Consider the following 21,903-nt stretch of genomic DNA (forward strand, 5'->3'; position numbering starts at 1 on the left):
GATAAAACTCCAATCGATGATACAATTGTCACCACCTGGGGTAACAATTGTCACCAGTTGGATCTACATGTAGAAAACGTTGCCAGCAGAATCCGCTAATGAAGATTTTTTAGGTAACGCGTGAGGTTATGACTTTTTACCCCAAAAAAAGAAGCCAGGTCACGGTGGAGCGCGGTATTGAACAGCATTTTGTGCTCGTTAAAAAGCAACTCAATATGATCGAGTCTTTTGAGCATCACCAGATCGGCTGCATAACGCTTTCTTTTTTGGTAGTCCTGATGACGGAACTGCTCCACAATAATATTCACCTGCGGAAAGCTCTCCTCGAGCCGGCTTAAATCCTGATCAGAAATTTCCAGCACGACTGAGCCCCTATAGATTTCGATGTCTACCAGGCTTTGTTCATTTATGTAAAAACTCCCCTGAATAACTAAGTCGCCAGGCACCCAAAACCAGCTGCTTAGCGTAAATGGAAAGCTCTCCGTTTGACTTACTTCCCTAGCAAAGCCTTCGATGATAAACCAGAGATAAACCTGCCGGTGTCCCGCACCCAGTACAAATTGATTTCGTGTAAATGTTTTTTCGACCACACATGCGCGCAATGCGGCAATGAAAGGCGCAGATAACTCCGCCAGCATCCCCAGGCGCTCAATCAATATCGAAAAGTTTTCTTCCCGGAACATTAGCCTTCTAAATTATGATCCGACCCAGCAAAAAAGGGAACCAGCCGCGCTCCCTTTTTGGTACCAGCTTCCGAGGTCTGGTGAACTGAACGAAAGGTCGAAATTGATCAGTTAATGATAAATAATTTCTAAGCCAATGTGGATAAGCTCCTCAAATGAAAAAATTAAATTATACGAAAGCGCTGAATATCCGCATGAACGGCAGGCTTAGATACACGAACGACATCCGGTAAGCAAAGCCTTGCGAATTCAGTAAACAATCAGTAAATTAGCACTATAAGGAGTAAGCATTTGATGACATGAACTTAAACTGCAGTGTGATTGATGATGAACCAGCTGGAATTACCATGGTTGAAGATGTAATCGAGCAAACCTTTGGTATCAGGCTCTGCAAGAGTTTTGACAATGCCTTTGATGCGCTCATTTTTTTTCAAACGCACGGACCGGTAGACATCATATTTTTAGACATCGATATGCCTTTCATCAACGGCATCGAGGCAGCCACACTACTCCATCCCTACTGCACCTTTTTAATCTTCATTACCGCACACCGGGAATATGGACCCGAGGCTTTCGAAGTCAATGCCGACGGCTATCTACTCAAACCGCTCATGAAAAGCAGGTTTTTGGAGCTGATGGATAAACTCCGGAAAGAAAAAATCCAAAAAGCTAGCATCCAAAAAGATAACCGTTATCTGCTGGTCAAGGGAAGTTTAAAAAATACTTATACCAATATTTGGGCTGAAGGCATCCTGTACATCAAGGCGATGGCCAATTATATCCAGATATTTCAATCTGAGGGAATTAAAACAACACAGATGGGATTAGGCGCCATTGAAAAGGTGCTCGAGGGTAACCCTTCATTTTTGAAAATAAACCGGTCCACGATTATCGCTGTCGATAAGATAGCTACAATTGATGGATATAAAGTCGTGATGAATGACCAGATGGATTTCACCGTGGGCCGGCAATACAAAAAAGCTTTTAATGATTTTGTGATTAAAAAAGCATTAAATCCCTAACGGATAAAAGCCGTATCAGTCGTGGTCACGGTATTGGTGAGTGAAGTAGTGGGATCAGTATTCATTTTTAATTTTGAAGTGGAAGATTTGTAAACAAACACCACTTTTTTAACAAGATTAATTTTTTTAACATTTTCCATAGTCGTAAATTTTATGGTCAATGTTAGCCTCAAGGCGATCGGGAAACACTTTTATTATACAGATCTATGGAAACTAATCATGAACGACATGTCTGGCCAAACAAAAAGCACCTGATACATTTTACCTGCTGGGCCATTCTGATTTTCCTGGAAGTGATAGTCGCCGGTGCCATCAATAACCGCTACAGCAGCCCCTATTATTACTTTTTCTTCTATGCGCTGAACATTTCCCTGTTTTATGCCCATGCCAACCTGGTTATGCGCTTTGCAAAGTTTCAGGGTACCGTTACCATACTCCGTTTTTTGGTCGTACTTTCCTGCCAGCTCGTCATTTATGTTTTCTTATCGGTATGTATCAGCCTATTTTTGGAATACGTGCTCAGAATAAAATCCAGTCGACCGCTGACTTTCGACTTCCGGTATTTCGCCGTAGTCTTTTATCGTTTAGCATTATTTACCGCTTACGGAACCGGATTTTATTTTCTAAAAGACCATTTAAAAAATGAAAAAGCGCGCATGCAGCAAAAACTTGAAAATGAGCAACTCCGGACCAGCCTGGTAACGATAGAAAAAGACTACCTCAGGGCGCAGATTAATCCACACTTACTTTACAATACCTTAAGCTTTATAAAAGTAAATGCAATCCGAAGTCCCGAGCAGGCAGATGAGGCCATGGAAAAACTCACGCTCATCATGGATTATGCACTGGAAAGCAATAAGGAGATATTCGTTCCGCTTATTAAGGAAATTGAACACCTGGAATACCTGATTGCCTTGAACCAATTGCGCTATGCGCAGAATCTCAACCTCAATTTCACAAAAAGCATCACAAACCATCACTGTAAAATCCTGCCCATCATACTGCTAACATTGGTGGAAAACCTGTTCAAACACGGAAACCTTTTAGACCCTTCCCGACCGGCACTCATTGAACTGGGCGCAAGTGCAGACCGTATTACCTTCCATACCCGTAACTTGATTAAAGACAAATTAAAAAGCAAACGCGAGCAAACGGGACTTCGTAACATCGAGCAGCGGCTGGCAAAATCCTACCCCGGTCAGTACGCTTTCAGCTTTGGCAGTGATGACGGATACTTCCATACCCAATTAAGCATTTCCATTTCAAATATCCATCAAATAGAAGATATACGTGAATAGCATCGTTATGAGCATGTATATTGTAAAGCTAATCTTTGTATATTAGTCATCGACCACCCGAGCATACTGTCCTGAATTTACTTTTCATTCGGAAAATAAATTGGGAGCTAATGGCTCCCAATCTGTAATTCAATGTTTAGAGAAACATAAATTGGTTTTTTTTGGTAATCCCCTTAACGAGTTTCTTCAAGATCTTTTTGCAATGAAGTCGAACATTGTATTTTTGCTTTCTGCTTCGATTGTGCCTATTCGGAAGGTCGAAGTGCAAACACAGGGCCTTGCGCAGCCTCTTAGTGAAACATCGTTATCCTGCACTGCCACCAACATCCCGCGATCTGCTATCTGAGCTTCATCAGGTTAACTGATATTTCTCCCCATCCCGAAATAGACCGCCTCTTCACTCATTAGGATGAAATATGATGATATGCTTTATTGCCAATAAGCAAAACGGAAATATTTGTAGAAGTGCTAGGGGACAATGCCAAAAGCCTTTCCTATAAAATGAACAGCCAGGATAAATGATCTCCGGAAACCAGGGATGTATACTTTCAGCGATAACCACTTAAAATTACTGTCGATGAAACTATCTTCGATCATTGAGATGATGGAATTTTTAAAGGACAGGCGACTTCACCAGTTTTCTCTGGACGGCCGTTACCTCGCCTAACTGACCGGGCCGATCTACGTCCCGGTGTTACAGAAAAAAAACAAACACAATGTTTTCATCTTTTTTTAATTTAGAGACATTCATGCTAAAGCTTACATTACCTCGAAGTATTTTTTTGCGTGATTTTCTATCGTTTTAAATTCGTTGTAATCATAATAAGCTCTGATATTACTAAGGCTACATGCAATGGCCGGTTGAGGTAAGCTGCGAGATCATAAAGTGCTGTTGATAATTTTTTTGGGACTGCTTAACTTTGTTTGTTCTTCAAGCAAATACATTACAGTGATTCTTCTCCTTTCATTGACTTTAGTCGCATCGTCACTTAAACTAGGACTTAATTTTGTATTTTCGTCCCACTCGAACTACATAATATATAGTTGTGGTTTCCTTTTTAAACACAGATATTCCGTCTGTGAGGTACGCCGGATTCTTCGGATCTGCCTTATTTTCTCTCACCGCCATCTCTAATAATTTTGCACATTTTTTCGTCAATTCGGGTACTTCCATACCATGCTGTATAATTAGCTATGGAGCTCTACTGGCTCTTTTACCTGCTTTAACAGTAGCTTGATATCCGGAATTCATCGATGATTTTATTTAGCATTTGGGCACTTGAATATGTACAGTGCCTCATTTTTTCATTATATCCTTCGCCTAGTTTTCCACTCTTGATAAGTCTCTTACTTAAATCTAGGTCTGCATTTTCTTAACTCGATTATTTTTTTAGCAATATTTTACAATCCATTTATTAACCGTTTTATGCTTATAACCATGCTACGCTTATTCCTACTTTTTTATCCCTAGCTTATTTACCATTTCAGAGATGGCTTCTTTAATAACCTTTGGTTGTTCCTGGTTTATGTAATGTCCGCTGTTCGGCACCAATATTTGCTTGCTTTCAGTTGAAAGCAGTAGAAAATCTTTTTGCATTTTATTCCACGCAATGAGCATTTCATTTTTTAATTTTTTGTCTCTGATGACACTGTTATATCTTTCTTTATCTGCCGCAGTCAATACCAGAAGCGGAATACTGCCAAAAGATTTTATTTTTGAAGCCTCCTTCTTGATGGAGATCATGTCTTGCTGTTCTTCCAACACTGCATCGGTACTTTTGTAAAGCAAAGCGGGCATAATGGAATTTTGATATTCATACTCTTTAGTATCTGGAAACAATCCCTTGAACATTAATCTCGCAAGTCCGAAAGTGTTAGCAAATTTCAAAAAATCACTCGGGAGCCCCTGATTCACCATGTTATAGAGTTCGGAAGATAAATATCTTTGATCATCCGGGCATTGGCTATCCACTAGTATCACGCCGCCAACATCTTTAGAATATTTAGATACGAAAAACCGTACAAGCGTTCCGCCAAACGAATGTCCGACAAGGATATAAGGTTTAGGTACCCCTGATTTTTCCAATAAACTATGTAATTCTTCGGCTATTTTTATTCCCGACTTTTCATTTTTCCCTCTTTCACTCCATAAAATCCCTGCCCGGTCATAAGAAATACTGGTATAAGAGACTGGTAGTTGCTGTTGGATGTGATACCATTGTAAATGGCCCGCCGGGTCAAATGCGGTTTCAAAAACAACGGTCGGTCCGCCATTTCCTTTCTTGTAATAATGCATCTTATGATTTTCAACCAATGCAAAGTTTCCGTCAGGATTGATTTTTTCGGCATCATGCCGCGATTTCTGTTCGAAGATTAATCCAGCAAGGAGTAATAATGCCAACAATGCGACTAATGCCAAGGCTGTCCTTTTAGTCCATTTAAGCACTTTTGAGATAAATTTGTTCTGGAAATACATTATAGTCAGATTAGGTTTTCTTATTCGGATATCTTGTTTGAATATAGATTTGAGTTTTTATAATACTTATAGACCGATTTCATACTTCGTTCTCATTGTTTTTTGACAAGGATATGGTTATTGCTATGCACATCTTCTACTATGGTGTAATGCTCTTTCAACTCAAGTACCCATCCATCTCCTTCAATCTTTTGACCAATTTCTTTTAAAGGAAGGCTGAGAGATATTTTGTCCCAGTTTGGACTCAAAAGTGATCCATGTTTAACCTCTAAAATCCCCCAGTTGTCCGTCACCCGGATATTCGGATAAACCGTTCCGCTATCTTCGAGGGGGAATACATTTCTAGGGTCAAAAGAGACATTCATTTTCTCAAATCCAATTTCAAAATGCGGCTGATCAATGAATTTGATTTTATAATCTGCAATCTGTTTTCTTATCTTTTCTTCCCTTGTTTTTTCTTCAGTAAAAATTGAGTTCGCGTTATAATCATTTATTACATTCCCAGCCACTGCTTGCAAATTACCAGGGATTATTATTTGGAAATCGTTTATAAAAAAATCTGTCAAGTCGGTAGCTGAGTTAATTTTTTGATTCCAATATTTGTCTTTTTTGTGGAGCAGATAACCGTAAATGGGCGTTGTGTAATAAGCAAATGAGCGAACATAGCTCGGATTCAAAACAAATGCATCTATTTCATGAACAAAGTGTTGTTTAGTCTTTTGTCGGTTTCTTCCACTAATCATCATGCCTGTGTATTCAGCAAGGCCTTCGTTAAGTTCCAGTTGGTTTTCAATGGCGGCAGATCCCGGAAAAAGTATGTTCCTATATTTCCTGAAAATAAAGGCATTGCTCAGATGTTTCTTTCGTTCCTTTTTTGAATCAGAAAGAACTGCTTTTTTCAGCGCTTCCAATTCCAAACGAAGATATATTCTTCCGTCTTTTTGGTTCAGATGATTACTTTGAGTATTCTTCTGAGCAAATCCCAAAGAAGATTGCGCTTTGTGAAAAAGTTCATGTGCCAGCAGGTTGATTCTGTTGTATTTATTTTCGGATAACGGCAGCATTATCATCGCCCACTGTTTTCCGTTCCAGCGGACAGATGTATTTGCAATATTGATACTGTCGGGTAATTTCCCAACGTAAATGCCATGCTGTTTTATTAAACTTTTCTGAAGATCTGGTTCATTACCGTAGATAACCCGGGACTTGGGATCAACCAGAAGCATGCTGCCATACAAGTCGTGATTCCAGATTTCTATGCTTCTTTTTGTTGCGTTGTTAATTTCCTGAAAATATTTGCCAATACGGTCTGCTTTTTCAAATTCCAAGTTCTGTGAGAAACTTATTTGGATTTCTGAAAAGAATAAGAATATGAAGAATAATTTTTTCATTTCGATAACGTAATATTTCTACAATTGCGAGCAAAATCCCGCTTACTAATTAGCAGGTTAATGACCACGATTTTCCATTTTCATTCAGCTGTGATAGATGTCAGTATTTATTGCTCCAATTGTTCATTTTGTTGTCTGCTAAGAATAAGTACTCAGAAGTAATATCGATAATAACGTCATCACATAAAATCTCATTAGGTTAAATTTTGGACGGTTCTGCTCTTTTGGCTTTCTCATTCTCAAATCGCCATCGCTAATTTGGACAACAGCATAAACATCGGAAAATGGAGTGTTTTCATAGGCAGATATTTATTATATGTTTTTTTTTAGCGCCAACTTGGCAATGTCCTTTACTAGCTGAGTTGGAGAATTGCAGTCACAATTGCTAAAACCCAAAACATAAATTCCCTTACTCGGAATATAAATCCCCATTGATTTAAATCCAAAAATACTTCCCCCATGTTCCCTCGTTGGTATGCCGTTGATGCTTTTCAGGTGCCAGCCATATCCGTACCCAATTTTGTCACCATTATTGAGCTTGTAATTTGTAAATGCTTTAGCAGACTCCTCCTGATTTAGTAGAATATTTCGATTGAGTGCGATTTGCCATTTCAGCATATCCTCCAAAGTGGACATCAGCGAACCGGAAGAAAATGGAACGCTGAAATTGATTGCCGTTCTATTAACATAACCGTACTCTTTTTTGTGATACCCATAGGCTCTTTGCTTAATTACCTTGCGGTCACTTGCATAGCAGGAAGTTGCCATGCCAGCTTTTTGGAAAATATGTTGCTGGATATATTCTTCAAATTTTTCCCCTGAGATAATTTCAATGAGATAACCTAATAGCACATATCCGGAATTATTGTAATCAAACTTTTCACCTGGCAAAAAATCGAACGGCTCATTTTTGAAAAAATCGACCATCATTTTAGGCGACATTTCCTTTTGCGCAATGTCCGGTAAGGATTTCATTTTCGTGAAATCCTTGATTCCGGAGGTGTGGGGCAATAGTTGATGAATGGTGATTTTGTTTCCGTTTGGATAATCCGGGACATATTTGGAGATGAAATCGCTAACCTTAAGCTTCCCCTCCTGCTCCAAAATTAATATCGCTGTGGCAGTAAACTGTTTTGTCATTGAGCCGATCTCGAACACATTACCTGTCGACATATTATCTCCAAGTTCCAGGTTTGCTTTTCCAAAAGCTTTTCTATAAACAGGTTTACCCTCACGCGCGACCATAAACACCCCACCAGGGCCATCATTGTCATTAAATACCCTTAAGATTAAACTATCAATCGCATTTTCAATATTTTGTGCCTGAATGGTAAATGGGATCAGCGCAAGTATCCAAAAGAAAAATAATACACCAGAGTTCTTCATTTTTTTAAATTTTTAAAGGATAAGACGTCGTAGGGAAGAGCCAGGTTACAATAGATATCGTTATGTAAGTTATTAACTTCTCCCCAACCGATATCATTTCTCTTGGGTATAAGCTAGCTAGCAAACGTGGAATATGAACATTGGCTACTTGCTGAATCCATAGATTTGGATGTTGCTGACCAACACTTTTGCATCGCGATTATAGCTCCAAGGAGCTGTAAAGTAAAAGTTCTTGGTTGCAGAAGGATTGAAAAAGATCCCATCCTGTATTTTTCTCCCATCAAGAAATACAGTCATTTGCTGTCCATTTATTACTATAGCTACATGCAACCGGCGGTTGAGATAAGCGGCGAGCTCAAAAGTGCTGTTGATATATTTTTTGGGACTACTGTTGCCAAAGTTTACCTGGTCACCGTCATAATAATGAAATTCGACATACGCTCCGGCATTGCCCGTATATTCCCCAGAACTGTTATTTGTTGCAAAACCGAATGACATCGGCGAAATATCCTTTATCTTTTCACCTGTGGCCAATACATCAAATTCTATGCTAAATCGTTTAGGGTATCTAATTGCTTTAGCGAATTTATAAGTTGTTTTTTCCTGCAGGGCCAACCATTTCCCACTGTTCGCAGGTACAGACTGTATATGTACAGTACCATTGAATTTGCTTTGTACTCCCTTTTCAGCGCCTGAAAAATTTTCTGCAAAAATCAATGAATCGCCTTTTATAAATTTTCCGGCAGTTTTTGAATGATCCCCCGCGTCTGCTTTTGAGCCTGTTTTGTTTTCGATGATTTCCCCAGCTTTATCCTTTGCTTTTTTAAGCAATCCTCCGAGTTGCGCATGAGCTTCCGTTCCGGAAATCAATAGTATCAATACAATCAGCCGAATGGATGTTCTATGTTTTTTCATGATATTTTTTTGGCAAATGACTTTATTAATAAAATTAGAATCAGTTGAGTTTTAGGTTAACAACTTCCCCGTTCCGGTTAATCTCTACAAATGCCTCAATCCTGTCTTCATGGTCAACGGAATACCGCTTTTGCTGATAATAGTCCGTCTGACCACCATAATTATTATACCCTGACCCGGTGTATTCGTTATAAGTTCCATTGTACGTGTAGCCCAGAAAACCTTGGAGGAAATATTTCCCGGGCTTCATATCGGGAAAGGTGAATTCCCCATCACTGTTGGTAATTGCTTCGAGCCTGTATCTGTATGCATCCTTTGAAAGATAGACATAACGTCTTTTCCTGGAGTTTTCTTTCTCCCTTCTCAAAGCATACCACGCCTCCAGATAAGCTGTTACCGGGAACAGGGTTACCTTGATTTGGTTGGCATAGATACGTTGGCCTACTTTGAGTCCCCATTTACTTTTCGCTTTTGTAAAAGCTACTCCTTTGATCATTGCGGTACCTTTGGCAAGTTTCTGTTTGGCCTGTAAAGAATCAAAGGTAACCTGCGGGTAAAGGGCTTCAATTTTGTCCTTTTTTTCCGGTTCCTTATATTGAGCTGAGACGACAGCTGTTGATGATATCGCATAAAAGATTACAAGAGAAATTTTTGTTAAGTTCATGATATTTATTTATGTGTTGATGATTATAGGATATGGAAGATGTATGGTTAACCTGGCTATAATGATTGCCTCTCTAGCGACGATCTTTACTGTTCTTAAGGTGATCTCTCTCGATGCCGGATCTGCTGATCATTTCAACTTTCAGTGTAAACACATCATCTTTAATAGCAGTATTGTTCAACAGTGTACCTAAAAGCTTTTGTATTACGTAGCGCTATCATTTTGGATGGGTAATTTTTAGATTACGGAAATATCCCTCAGTGCCGACATCGACAAATAAACCCACATCACCTGTAGCGTCAGGACCTTGTTTAAGGTCATTTACGATAAGTGAAGGGTATTTGTTGCTATTTAAAAAAAGTTTTGCCTGGCTACCTATGACTTCAATTTTTAAGCTAGTCCATTCATCCAGACCCATGTCCGCATAAGATTCATATTTCCCGGGATATTCTTTTCTAAGCCGCTCATACTTAAAATCCGGGTAAGAAAAGTATTGGATGGAGTGATTGCGTCTTACCTGATCTTCAGCCCTGCCATTGGTTGGGCGTATGTATATGGATTCAAATTTGGATTTCCCATCATTAATTCTGAATGCCAATCCAATAAATCCACGGTCGGTTGGAGATGCCGAAGGAAGGAGCCGGCTTAGAACTTCAACCTCAATACAACCATTTTTAAAGTTTGAATTCTTTATCTTAACAAATGTAGGCTCGTCGGCTTCCTTCACCGTAGTGTCTTTTACCACCCTGACAACTTTTTCCCCTTTTAAGTCGATAATTTGTATATAAACTTTATGGGGTACAAGATTGCTCTCGTCCAAAATTATTTTTTGGCAGTATACACTTAGTGAGACTACTAGGAAAGGAAATAAGACTATTATTAATTTTTTCATACTTCTTACTATAAAGCGTTCATCGCTGTTATGATAACTGCTTACTTTCTAAAAAGCCCGGCATTAAGATCCAAACCCAATGAACTTTCCGCCAATTGCAGGTAATTGCGCTTGCTCTGGTCTTTTTCAATGATCACGGTTCCGATGGGCAGTAAATTTTATCTGCACAAAATCTGTAGAGGGTAGCAGTACGCTCATTCAAAGGCCCGCTTCCTAAGAAAAAATTGAAGACGAAATGTGACCGATTTTATCATTTCCTTTTTTTTTGGTAAAATTAGTAAGATTGACACGCAGCAAAATGGTCATTTTACATTCAGAATTGTCAATTCATATATTCTTTCGGTATTGCTGAGGCGTGGTGTGGGTAAATTTTTTAAAGAAACGGTTAAAGTTGGAAGGATCTGAAAATCCAAATTCATAGCAGATCTCTTTTGCAGATTTATTCTTGTGCAACTCTTTCTTTATTTCTGAAATGAGTTTGTGATGAATCATTTGCTGCGCTGTGAATCCGCTTGATTGCCTGCAGATTTTATTAAGGAACCCAGGGCTTACATTAAGCATCTTAGTATAGGCTTCAACAGTTTGATCTTCTAAAAACCTCTTCTCCAGCAAAGAGCGGAATCTGTAGAAATCTGCCTGAATGTAAGTATCCCGCTGGACGTTATAGGCCTTCGCGTAATAGCGGTTGAGAACAATAAGTAACTGATAAAGAACCGACCTGATCAGATGATTGCTGTCATTCTGAATCTGTGTGAATTCCTCTTCAATTTCCTGTAAAAGCTCAAGGCATTTTCCGAATGACAACTGATCGATGTTCATTTCAACGGGCTGGGAATATTGATGAAAGTATTGAAAACGGTACAGAAACAGCTCATCCGAAAAGAAGAGGTGAAGGAAATCTTTTTCAAAGAACAGCGTATAGCCGTTGATGCTATCCTTAACTTCCCAGCTGCGGATTTGTCCGGGACTGATGAAAATAATAGTTTGGGGGGTGATAGCGACTTCCTTTCCATCCAGTGACAATGTTCCCGATCCTTTTTCAATGAAAACAATCTCATAAAAACTGACTTGGTGTAATGTACGGTCCCGTACATAATTTTTCAAAGTTTCAATACGTCCAAGATCCAATAATAATTCTGAACCATATTTACATGGCAGAAAATGATATGTTTTAATGGGAAAGGCTGTTATCATCTTCGAGACTTTTTACAATAGAACGTATGCATAAAATACAGACTTATGCTCAGTACAAAGATAAAACTAATAACATCCTATTTGAATTATGACTTCTACTATTATTAAAAAAATAAAGAAGTTTTACCATGGGCCCTAGCATTTAATGTCGGAAACCCACCGTTATATGGTGATGTTTGGAATAATTTTAAGCCAATATGATCTTTATGGAGTAATTTATTACTGTCTCAAACAACGAACATTATTAACCATCAATAGCTTCTCAGGTACTAATTCCTTTTTTGACGATTTTGCTTTTATTATTCGTCTTCGTGCGGGCATTCCGGGACTGCTTAACCTCCTTTCCGCCTTCAACCTTCGCTGTTATCTTCCCTAGTTCTCTAAACACTATACCACTCACCTCACTTTTGATTTTTTTATAGTTTTCCTCCACATCCTGCTCACTTACCTTTGCAACCACGGGAATATCCACGTAAGCAGCCTCTTCAAGGGCGATTCCATCTTGATCATTCTGAATCTCGCAATGGAACATCTTTAATTTGATCTTTTCTTCCGGATTATCCGCCACAAATCCGACAAATTCTCCGGAGGAAAGCGAGGCGATCTTGGCGGCCGGAATAGCAAAGTCCAGCTGGGTCGATTTTGAGATGGACGTGTCATTGCTATTAATACTCATGCTCTGCCTGTCCTGCATAATCTTCCCAAAATTTTCCGAAAGTTTTTTAGCCGTATCCCCAGTTACCTGACCAGAAATGATATTGCCTACAATTCCCGTGATCACATTAGACTGATCTGCGCCATAATCTTTTTTAAGCTGTGAAAAATCCTGCACCGCCAAAGTGGTGGCCACCTTATTACTTCTCGCCGTTGCGATCAGGCTGTCCATATTGTTGAAATAAATCGTCGGAAACTCATCAAATATCAGACTGCTCTTGAGCATTCCCTTGCGGTTAACCAGTTTAATCATACGGGAAATATAGAGTGATAACACCGCACCATAGACCTGCAGTTTTTGAGGATTATTGCCCATACAGACAACCTTCGGCTCATCAGGGTTATTGACATCCAGCGTAAAATCATTTCCGTTCAAAACGTAATACAACTGAGGTGATGCCAGTCTGGCCAACCCAATTTTAGCTGACGCAATCTGACCCTCTAACTGTGCGCTCGCATCATTCTGATAGGCCAAGATGAAAGGGTTAATCAGCACCCTGATCTCTTCCTGCTGCTCCAGAATCGCAAAAAGCTGATCATAATGCACCTGCATTAGCTCAATCGCATGCGGCAAGGTACAATGCTTCCCGTTCTGATATTTTTTCAGGTACCAGATGATCGCCGTTAAAAAGTTGATGGGCGATTCGACAAAGAAATCCCCCTGCTTTTTTATCCAGTCCCTATTCAGTCCCAGCATAATCGTACGGCTGGCCTCGGTTGCATCGGTAATGTCTTCCATGCTATGCGGATCAAGCGGATTGCAACGGTGCGTCCTCGACAAGTCGTCAAAATTAATCAGGTAAAATGATGGCTGGACCGCATAGCCGGCGCGATAAGCCAGCAGTTTATTGTAAACGATTTTTGAAAGGTCATCGAATTTGAAGTCATATAAAAATATCGAAAAGCCCTTTTTGATGTGCTGATCGATAATGTGCCGGATCACGAAATAACTTTTTCCAGCCCCAGGGGTTCCTGAAACCAGCAGCCCACGGAAAGGATTAATGATGTTAATCCAGCTGTCTCTGACCTTATCTTTCAAGCGGTATCTTGCTGGCAGATTAATGGAGTATTCATTTTCCAGCAGCCGTTCCTCCTGCGGAAAAGTTTCACTCAAGTTATTGAATATATCCTTCTGCAAACTATCCAGAATCAACCTGGAAAGCAAAGTGCCAGATTGCAACATCGAGAGATATCCGGTACCCAAAAAGAACACATATAAACAGACGAACATCCTAGGCGTTAAACCAAAATAAAAGCAGCTACCGCTTAAGAAGTAAATGACTAATCCGGCGCCCATTTTTATCAGGATAGGCTTTAGTTTCAAACTTTCTGATTTTTTACCCTTAACTCCAATAAGCGAAATGGCTAAGAATAAAAGTGCCACTAACTTCGTTAGCAGCGATTGGTGAAAAAGCTCCATTGCAGAAAAATTAAGCATCAGTCTATCGGTTATATCAGTTGATAAGCCCCAATCCCGGAAAGCTGCAAAACCATAAATATATACATGCAGGCATAGCAGCGTCAGACTCATCAGCCTGGTAAAATCCATAATCTTTCGCAGCCCCTGCGCATCCTCTCCCGTATTCATATCCTATAAATTTTGCTGTTTCTTTTTTTTTCGTTTCTTTTTTACGCTCGGACGCATGTACCCCTGGTCACTATCTGATAGCACCATATCCAGATAGCTTATCGTTTTCGGCAAGGTTAAATCCTCCTGACTTTCGGTTACAGCGACATCATAAGTTTTTATTTGCTGTTCAGGGACTAGAGCCCTTTGCTTAACAAGCGAATTTTCAGTCTCAAATTGCCTTGTTACCGCAGCAGCACTATAGCCTTTTCCCAGTTCACTGCCATTAAAAACAGTTTTGGTGTTATGGTCGATAAAGGTCAGGCCGTATACCCTTCCATGCGCGTTATGATGAAACGTCACATCCACCTGCTGCTTTTTTAACGTAGACACAAAGCCTTTTTTGGTAATGGAGTGTTGCCTATCCAATAGTGCATCAATTTTTTTCCGAAGTGCTGCCTGGTGAGTTTTCTCTTTTTTAAGGCCAAATCTTTTCTCCAGTTTAATCAGCGTCGGTTTTGCGGAAATGGCACTTGCCTTTATTGGAATGCCAATTCTTTGCCCGCTTTCATCCAGCATCGAATAAATCAAGCCCTTATTTTCAAACATCCTGGAATCTTCTGCGCCCCTATCCGCAACCAGGTTATAACTCTTTAAAACAGCATTAAATTCTGCAAAGGAACCGTAGCGATATTGCCTCATGACAGCGGTTACCAGATTGGCAATCGTTTTCCTCGTCGGCGATTCCCCATAAACCGCAGGCCTTAGCGTTACACCCTGCTCTTGCTTACCTTCTTGGGCAACCACCAAACGATATTTTTGCTCCAATGACTTCCGGGCACCTTCCGATAATTTATAAGCAATACCATGAATATCTATGCGTTTTCCATCTGCCTGAATATTAGTGGTCGCAATGTGTACGTGCGGATGATGGGTATCTTCATGCAGGTAAACCAAATAAGGTTGGTCACCGAAACCAATCTGCTCCATGTAATCTGAAACTACTCCTTGTAATTTATCTGCATCCAATTTATCAGTTGAATGAAAATTTAGTGTAATGTGTAGAGCATTGGTTTTAACCGAAGGATTCAGCATTGTGCGTTTTAAAAACCGCTGATTCTTCTGCGCAAGGTTCATCCCGCTTACCTCCCCTGCAAAACCACTGGCCATGAAAAGAGTGGCCTGTCCCTCTTCCACCTTTGTTTCATTGTAAATCAGTATGCCCCTGATATTTTTTCCACTCACGATTTTTGCAACCACTTTTTAGCCAGTTTTCCCGTTAGTTCCAGTAAGCGATCAATTTTAACCTCAATCCCAATATATAACTTTGCGGTACATTCCACATAAAACATTTTCTCCGCCCTGCTCCTGCTTACGTGGAAATAATAAGTCTGCTGGTTGATGTTAATGCCAATTGCTTTAATTTCCTTTCTGATCAAAGCCAGCTCTTCCATTGGTCCGTCCATCGAAACGTCCCGATGCAGCAAATGGACAGGCTCCTCCATTAATATTTTCCTGGCCAACTGGGATATCCCCCTGGTATCGCTTTTCGCCTGCATTTTCTTTAATCGCTGTAGCGTTGGCTCATCCACCCGAATGCGCAGGTAATGCTTTAATTTGTCCGCTTCATTTTCGATTTTAGGCCTTGACATCTCTATACATTTCTAGGCAGTACGAGTTTCGAGTACTGCTCCAGCCATAAGGATGGCAAGAATTTTTCGTCCCACGAAAATCTATCTTGCTGCGAACCCGCGTTTGCCAAAAAAGCACTATACTAACTGCATTAAATACCAAATTATTTTCCGGATTGGGTTTTCAATTTAAGGTTAAGGAATGGTAAACAAGCCTTCAAAGCTTGCCTCATTCTTGTTCTGGGATTCAATTTTACACGCTTGATTTTCATGTGCGGTTTACCGTGGAAGACATGAGGTTTGGTTTTTATCATCTTATTCTTCATTCCAATAAGTATTAAGATTCAAAGCTTCGATTAGTATCACAATACTTGGCAGAACTGGGAAATTAATTTGGACTTGCGATATTTGATTGGAAATCTTTATGTTTACATCATAGCTCTCATTATGAACAACAATATTATAGAAGTCTTTGAAAAAAGTCTGGACATCTCAAAGCCATTTCTAACTACTGGGTTAGAAGAAAGTGCAGAAATTGAATTTAAAAAATCGCTTCACGTTAAGTCTGATGCAATTGACAAACAATACTTAAGAACAATTGCAGCATTTGCTAATAACTCCGGAGGAACAATCATTTTTGGTATTTCTCCAGATAATAATGAAATCTTGGGGATTAAGGTTGAATATGAAAATCTCGACAATAGATATTTCAGTACAGCGATCAATATTGGTTTAGATGGGAGTTTTAGGTTCAAGTTCGCAACTAAAACCTTTTTAGGTAAAGTTGTTGGATTTTTAGAAATTGAAAAAGCTATAGTTAAACCAATCATCATCAAAGCGGATGCAGCAGAATTTAAGCTCGGCGAAATTTATTACCGATATCCCGCACAAACCGCAAAAATTCTAGCAGCGGATCTAAGAAGAATTCTCAACGAAGAAATAGCTAGCGGGCTTCAAAAAATGATTGGTAATATTTCCAAGCTAGTTGAGATCGGCGATAATGCAGCAATATTGGACACCCAGAGTGGTATAATTGATGGAGGAAATGACATGCCGAAGTTTATTTTAGACGAGAAAATATTAGAAAACATCAATATTATTAGACTAGGCGAATTTGTAGAAAAGGAAGGTTCTCCTGCTTACGTAATTAAAGGAGAGATTGAAACAGGAAGCATTGAAATTATTGAAAAGACGATTCTTTCCAACATATATGAAGAAGATATAATCAAATGTTTTACCTCGGGCAATTGTTCAGATCCTAAGTTGATGTTAGAGAAACAGCTTTCATTATCCAGTCCATATTTTCCAATTCATTTTTTTATCAAAAAACTAAATTTCTCTTCAGAAGAGGCAATAGAATACTTTGATCAATTCGAAGATAAATTAATCAATCCCAACTCTAAGTTAAAAATAAAAGAAAGATTAAAGGGCAAGTATAATTATGGAAAACAGGGAGTAATTTTTGCTGAAATTACTGAAAAGCTTATAGACGGTAAACTGGATGAAAACTACGCCCTTGAGATTCGTGAGAAATACGGAAAACCTACATCCTTATTGGGTAAGGTAAAAAGATCACTAGTATTTAATACTATTAAAAACTTCATTCCGATAGATGATAGTCTAGTTATAAATAACAGTAGCTTACTTACTGAGGCATTATCAAATATCAAAAAAGATTTGCTTTTGACAAATCAAACCTATTACTTGGATTTAATTGATAAAATTAATTCAACAATGGGTATAAAGAGAAACACCTCTCTTAAAAAAGCGATATGTTTTATTGATGAAGTATATTATCATGAATAATGTATGGTGGAAAACATTGAATGAAGATCGCATCGTAATTACTGCCCCTAAGTATTTTGTTTTAAAATTTACTAGATTGGACACCAAATGAAATTATTTTGATGACTTTTAATTTATTTATCGTACACGAAGCAGGCGGATTTAATCTCCTCGATTTGGCTGAAGGGAAACTCGCTGTCATCACAAAAACTTATAAAAGAGGAGAACACCACTTCACTATTAATGTAATTTAACAGGCTCGGCTTGTTCTGAGATCGTCTTCATTTGACTATTGGTTTTGTAATTTTCCACTCATCAGGCTGTTAATTACTTTTATCAGAACAATTGAAATGATTAAAATTTAATTGGTAAAAGAGTAAAGATGGTTAACCCAAATCCGGTCGGTAACATAATTGACCATTTTGGAGATTATGCTAAAACAAAAAAGACTGGTATGTTGACCAGTCTTTTTTCCCAAAACAGTGTTAACTGTTGATTATTTTTCGTTTTTCATTTCCTGTACTTCAGTCCTGCCTTCAGCGGCGAGGTTTTTAATGTCCAGATAGGCCTTGCGCAAACGCGTACCTGCGGCCTTATTCTTTTTGATGTAGAACGATTCGGCATCCTTTTCCGTCGCCGCAATCAGTTCTTTGATTTTTTCTAATGCGTTCATAAGCTATACTTTAATGCTCAAAAGTATAAATATTTGCCCGTTTACGAAATGACAATCGTCACATGCTTAACACATTTCATTATTTTATGGCATTAGCCACTTAGCTGTACTGGACAAAAGTAAAAAGGAAAGCGAACGATACAACTGTACCGATCCGTATCGGAGTCTATAACCAAATATATGTCGAACGAGCTAACGACAGGTTCAAAATTAGCATGTACAGTTTAACAATAAGTAAAAATAAAATTAAGGCTCAGATTGAAATTCGATTACAAATGAGATTAGCCATCGGCGAAATTCGAAGCCTTTCAATTAAATTTGATATATTTTATTAGATCAATAGAAAATATCAATAGGTTATTTGTTGACTTTAAGATACTTATATTTTAATTTTACGATATTATTTGTTTTTCAATTTCAGACTTGGGATATCTAGAATCAACATAGCCATAACTTGCATAAAAAAAGTTATGGTTTGGAAAAAGAAAAAAAAAGAACCACGGGAGATAGTTCAAACTACTAACCAGATTGTCCTTGAACTACTGCCCCCTGAACTCAAAGACCTGCTTGAGAACGACCGTTACCAATTTGAAGTAGAAGAACTGATCTTACTGACCCAGTTCGCACAAATCATCACTGAAATAATTTTAAAAGAAGACCTATGAATGCAATCGGTTACTTAAGACTCAGCACCAAGGACCAGTCAAAATCCCTACAATACCAGGAATCCACCATCCGCGATTATTGTCGCAGGAATGAACTCGAATTAAAAGCCATCTTCAAAGATAATGGTGAAGACAGCTATACCTTTGATCGCCCTAATTACAAAGCGCTCGAAGACTTTATCAAAAAATACCTCGGACAATGCCAATATCTTATAGTACTCGACCACGACAGGTTTAGCCGTAATCTTCCGGAGGCCTTAATGAAAATTACAGAACTGGAAAAAAAATACGGCGTCAAGGTAATTTCGACCAATGAAAGAATAGATATCGATACCAGTGATCCCGACGTATTTATGAAAAGAGCATTCGATTACATGATTGCCAATAAAGAATTGTTTACCATTCGTAGCAGAACTAAACAAGGGATCCGTAATGCCAGGGAAAATGGCCGCTATCTGGGCCGTGCTCCTTTTGGCTATGAAAACGTTCTCGACGGAACCAAAAGAAATCTAATTCGAATTAACCCCAAACAAAGCGTTGTAGTCGCCCGCATCTTCCGGGAATACATATTGGGTGTTCCACCCTATATCATTTATAAGAGCGCAAAAGAAATGGGATTCAAACATACCGGAAGCAATGCCATCTTTGACATTCTCAAAAACCCATTACATGCTGGTCTGATCAGGGTTCCTGCTTACAAAAACCTGCCAGAAAAACTTGTTAAAGGAATCCATGAAGCCATCGTTTCGGAAACCGACTTCTATCTAGTTCAAAAAATGCTTAGTCAAAAAAGACGCATGCAGGTCAGGACAGACGATGACTTCCCCATGAGAGGCGTACTAAAATGCTGGTGCGGCACCAAAATGACCGCAGGCTGGACCAAGGGCTGCAGGCAATATTATCTATACTATAGATGCATCGATCATACCAACGTTAATATTCCAGGGCCACGCTTACATGAAGAATTTGCAAAGATACTGACAGGTCTGTCCTTTCAGGAGCAACAAATCGCCTTTCTTATAGAGGCTTCCAGAAAACTGGCCGAAAATCCCATGAAAGAAAGACGAAAATTACTGGAAGAAAAAGCACAGCAGGTTATCGCCATCGATCAGAAAATCTTTTTACTTGAACAAAGGTACATGAATAGCGACATCGAAACCTCTACCTACAAAACCTGGTTTCAAAAATACAAAGTCGAAAAAGCGATCTTAGAATCCGAACTTAACTCAAAAAAAGAGAAAAAAGGAACTGTTGAATCGATAATCGAACGAGTTCTACCATCTCTTCGTAATGTTCATGATATTTATGAGAAAGGAAACATCTTTCAGAAGCACTCGATTGTACGCGTTTTGTTCAAAGAGAATCTTGCTTACGGTGGGGGTTCATTTAGAACTAATTACATTCACCCAGCCTTTCACACTAACGCACTGGAAATGAATGCAAAAGGCCTGCTTTTTTACGAGCAAGCCTTTGAAAATTTAAACAAAAATCTTGTTAGTACCCAAGAGGAGATTCGAACTCCCACACCCATACAGGCGCCAGCCCCTCAAGCTGGTGCGTCTACCAATTTCGCCACCTGGGTATTTACTATTTAATCATTCCCGAAGGCGTCTACCTTCCCGATAGCTATCGGGATTACCACCTGGGTTTGTGCTGCAAATATAATTTAATTTTGGATTTCTGAAACAACATTTACAATTCTATTTGTAAACCATCATAGGCGAGTCTGATATGTGCAGGCAAGCCCTTTTCTACATCGGCATGTTTACCCAAATTATGGCTGATGTGCGTAAGATAGGTAGTTTCGGCCCCTACCCTTTCGGCAAAGGCAATGGCTTCACTTAAAGTAAAATGCGAAATATGCGGCTCTTTCTGCAAAGCATTAAGCACCAAAACCTTTGAGCCTTTTATTTTCTCAAAACTCTCTTCAGAAATGGTTTTAGCATCTGTAATATAAGTAAAGTCACCAATCCTGTAGCCTGTAATGGGCAGCAAATGGTGCATTACCTCAAATGGAATGATGGTACTTTCGCCGATTTTAAAATCTTCGCCGTTGGTTACCGTATGCAAATTAATTTGCGGTAAACCATGGTATTTGGTTTCTGCAAAAATGTAATAAAACTCTCTTTTAAGTGCCGTTTGAACTCTTTCAGTAGCATATACATCAATTACCTTATGCAAAAGGTAATTAAATGGCCTGATGTCGTCCAAACCCGCAATATGGTCTTTATGTTCATGCGTAAATAAAACCGCATCCAAATCTTTTACATTTTCGCGCAGCAATTGATAACGAAAATCCGGACCACTATCTACTACAATGGTTTTATCAGCGGTTTCTATTAAAATGGAAGTTCTTAAACGTTTGTCTTTTTTATCTGTTGATAAACAAACTTCGCAACCACAAGCAATTACAGGAACACCCTGCGACGTACCGGTACCTAAAAAAGTGACTTTCATCGGCTTAAACTTTCCTTTCTATACCTATAATTTTTGCCTTGTATCTCCATTAAAATAATTCGGTTTGTTGTAAGGATTGATAAAACTGACGCTGTTTTTCGTCCAGCAGATTTTCGTCGGTATTGGTTTGTTTTACCAGGGTAACCAATGCTGCAATTTTTCCTTCCAGATTTGAAAATTTATTCACCACGATTACTTTATTGTGTTCCAACAAGCAAGAGCCTGTTTTAAAATTCCCTTTTTCGTAGCGTACTTTATAGCCCATCGCAAAAAGCAAGGCCTCTAATTTCTCTAAAGTATGGTTTGTTAGTGGCAAAGACATTGGAACAAACTTAGATAAATCTACGCAGCATTCATAAATACGTTTGTAAAAAAATAGCGTTTTATTTTGTCAACACTTCAGTCACCTGAGTGCATCTTAATTAAAATGGCTCGTCATTGCGTGGTACGAAGTAATTCTAAAGCGCAGGCTAGTAGCGATCGTTGTAAG

General features: G+C 39.0%; 19 protein-coding genes, 1 tRNA gene and 1 pseudogene. 5 read left to right on the top strand and 16 right to left on the bottom strand.

The window, feature by feature from the left end:
* Nucleotides 1-95: 95 nt before the first annotated feature.
* Nucleotides 96-683: a Crp/Fnr family transcriptional regulator gene (locus U859_RS0116070; RefSeq protein ID WP_025144363.1), complete on the bottom strand. Its 588-nt coding sequence runs from the start codon at nt 681-683 to the stop codon at nt 96-98.
* A 299-nt stretch (nt 684-982) separates the two neighbouring features.
* Here U859_RS0116070 and U859_RS31150 point away from each other — a divergent pair, with 299 nt between their 5' ends.
* Nucleotides 983-1,705: a LytR/AlgR family response regulator transcription factor gene (locus tag U859_RS31150; protein ID WP_025144364.1), complete on the top strand. Its 723-nt coding sequence runs from the start codon at nt 983-985 to the stop codon at nt 1,703-1,705.
* On the opposite strand, the gene U859_RS32015 is transcribed toward U859_RS31150, so the two are convergent.
* Nucleotides 1,702-1,845 (bottom strand): hypothetical protein, encoded by a 144-nt coding sequence (locus U859_RS32015; protein WP_162799956.1) that lies wholly within the window; start codon nt 1,843-1,845, stop codon nt 1,702-1,704. The two genes, U859_RS31150 and U859_RS32015, sit on opposite strands and share 4 nt — an antisense overlap.
* A 66-nt stretch (nt 1,846-1,911) precedes the next feature.
* Here U859_RS32015 and U859_RS0116085 point away from each other — a divergent pair, with 66 nt between their 5' ends.
* Entirely contained in the window at nt 1,912-3,003 is a 1,092-nt protein-coding gene (locus U859_RS0116085; RefSeq protein ID WP_025144365.1) for a sensor histidine kinase, read from the top strand.
* 1,453 nt (nt 3,004-4,456) lie between these two features.
* Here U859_RS0116085 and U859_RS0116100 read toward each other — a convergent pair.
* From U859_RS0116100 to U859_RS0116150, 10 genes are all read right to left on the bottom strand, one after another.
* Nucleotides 4,457-5,479, bottom strand: a complete 1,023-nt coding sequence (locus U859_RS0116100; protein ID WP_025144368.1) for an alpha/beta fold hydrolase — start codon at nt 5,477-5,479, stop codon at nt 4,457-4,459.
* Nucleotides 5,480-5,571: 92 nt separating this feature from the next.
* Entirely contained in the window at nt 5,572-6,870 is a 1,299-nt protein-coding gene (locus U859_RS0116105) for a hypothetical protein (protein WP_025144369.1), read from the bottom strand.
* Nucleotides 6,871-7,182: 312 nt separating this feature from the next.
* A complete protein-coding gene (locus U859_RS0116110; protein ID WP_025144370.1) occupies nt 7,183-8,256 on the bottom strand; it encodes a serine hydrolase domain-containing protein in 1,074 nt (357 codons plus the stop codon).
* A 144-nt stretch (nt 8,257-8,400) separates the two neighbouring features.
* On the bottom strand, nt 8,401-9,171 hold the full coding sequence (locus U859_RS0116115) for a hypothetical protein (RefSeq protein WP_025144371.1): 771 nt from the start codon (nt 9,169-9,171) through the stop codon (nt 8,401-8,403).
* 40 nt (nt 9,172-9,211) lie between these two features.
* Nucleotides 9,212-9,835: a carboxypeptidase-like regulatory domain-containing protein gene (locus U859_RS0116120; RefSeq protein ID WP_025144372.1), complete on the bottom strand. Its 624-nt coding sequence runs from the start codon at nt 9,833-9,835 to the stop codon at nt 9,212-9,214.
* A gap of 217 nt (nt 9,836-10,052) precedes the next feature.
* Nucleotides 10,053-10,727: a hypothetical protein gene (locus U859_RS0116130; RefSeq protein ID WP_025144374.1), complete on the bottom strand. Its 675-nt coding sequence runs from the start codon at nt 10,725-10,727 to the stop codon at nt 10,053-10,055.
* 327 nt (nt 10,728-11,054) lie between these two features.
* The gene (locus U859_RS0116135; RefSeq protein ID WP_025144375.1) at nt 11,055-11,921 is read right to left on the bottom strand and encodes an AraC family transcriptional regulator; all 867 of its coding nucleotides are present in this window, start codon (nt 11,919-11,921) and stop codon (nt 11,055-11,057) included.
* Nucleotides 11,922-12,183: 262 nt separating this feature from the next.
* A complete protein-coding gene (gene mobC / locus U859_RS0116140) occupies nt 12,184-14,223 on the bottom strand; it encodes a conjugal transfer protein MobC (protein ID WP_025144376.1) in 2,040 nt (679 codons plus the stop codon).
* A gap of 3 nt (nt 14,224-14,226) precedes the next feature.
* Nucleotides 14,227-15,447, bottom strand: a complete 1,221-nt coding sequence (locus U859_RS0116145) for a relaxase/mobilization nuclease domain-containing protein (RefSeq protein ID WP_162799957.1) — start codon at nt 15,445-15,447, stop codon at nt 14,227-14,229.
* Nucleotides 15,444-15,854 (bottom strand): hypothetical protein, encoded by a 411-nt coding sequence (locus tag U859_RS0116150; protein WP_025144378.1) that lies wholly within the window; start codon nt 15,852-15,854, stop codon nt 15,444-15,446. Before U859_RS0116150 ends, U859_RS0116145 begins: the two co-directional genes overlap by 4 nt.
* A 426-nt stretch (nt 15,855-16,280) precedes the next feature.
* On the opposite strand from U859_RS0116150, the gene U859_RS0116160 reads away from it, so the two are divergent.
* Complete coding sequence (locus U859_RS0116160) at nt 16,281-17,639, top strand: helix-turn-helix domain-containing protein (protein ID WP_025144379.1); 1,359 nt, start codon at nt 16,281-16,283, stop codon at nt 17,637-17,639.
* Between the two features lie 475 nt (nt 17,640-18,114).
* Here U859_RS0116160 and U859_RS0116170 read toward each other — a convergent pair whose 3' ends face one another.
* The gene (locus U859_RS0116170; RefSeq protein WP_025144380.1) at nt 18,115-18,291 is read right to left on the bottom strand and encodes a hypothetical protein; all 177 of its coding nucleotides are present in this window, start codon (nt 18,289-18,291) and stop codon (nt 18,115-18,117) included.
* Nucleotides 18,292-18,761: 470 nt separating this feature from the next.
* On the opposite strand from U859_RS0116170, the gene U859_RS0116175 reads away from it, so the two are divergent.
* Complete coding sequence (locus tag U859_RS0116175; protein ID WP_025144381.1) at nt 18,762-18,956, top strand: hypothetical protein; 195 nt, start codon at nt 18,762-18,764, stop codon at nt 18,954-18,956.
* Nucleotides 18,953-19,732, top strand: a pseudogene (locus U859_RS32670) (recombinase family protein); the annotation flags it as partial. The gene U859_RS0116175 and the pseudogene U859_RS32670, both read left to right, overlap by 4 nt.
* A 722-nt stretch (nt 19,733-20,454) precedes the next feature.
* On the opposite strand, the gene U859_RS0116180 reads toward U859_RS32670, so the two are convergent.
* From U859_RS0116180 to U859_RS0116190, 3 genes are all read right to left on the bottom strand, one after another.
* Nucleotides 20,455-20,538, bottom strand: a tRNA-Leu gene (locus tag U859_RS0116180).
* Between the two features lie 110 nt (nt 20,539-20,648).
* A complete protein-coding gene (locus U859_RS0116185; protein ID WP_025144382.1) occupies nt 20,649-21,413 on the bottom strand; it encodes an MBL fold metallo-hydrolase in 765 nt (254 codons plus the stop codon).
* A gap of 49 nt (nt 21,414-21,462) precedes the next feature.
* Nucleotides 21,463-21,735, bottom strand: coding sequence for a hypothetical protein (locus U859_RS0116190; protein ID WP_025144383.1), 273 nt, complete (start codon nt 21,733-21,735; stop codon nt 21,463-21,465).
* Nucleotides 21,736-21,903: the final 168 nt, after the last annotated feature.

The sequence above is a fragment of the Pedobacter jeongneungensis genome, from assembly GCF_000633455.1.
Lineage (GTDB): Bacteria > Bacteroidota > Bacteroidia > Sphingobacteriales > Sphingobacteriaceae > Pedobacter > Pedobacter jeongneungensis_A.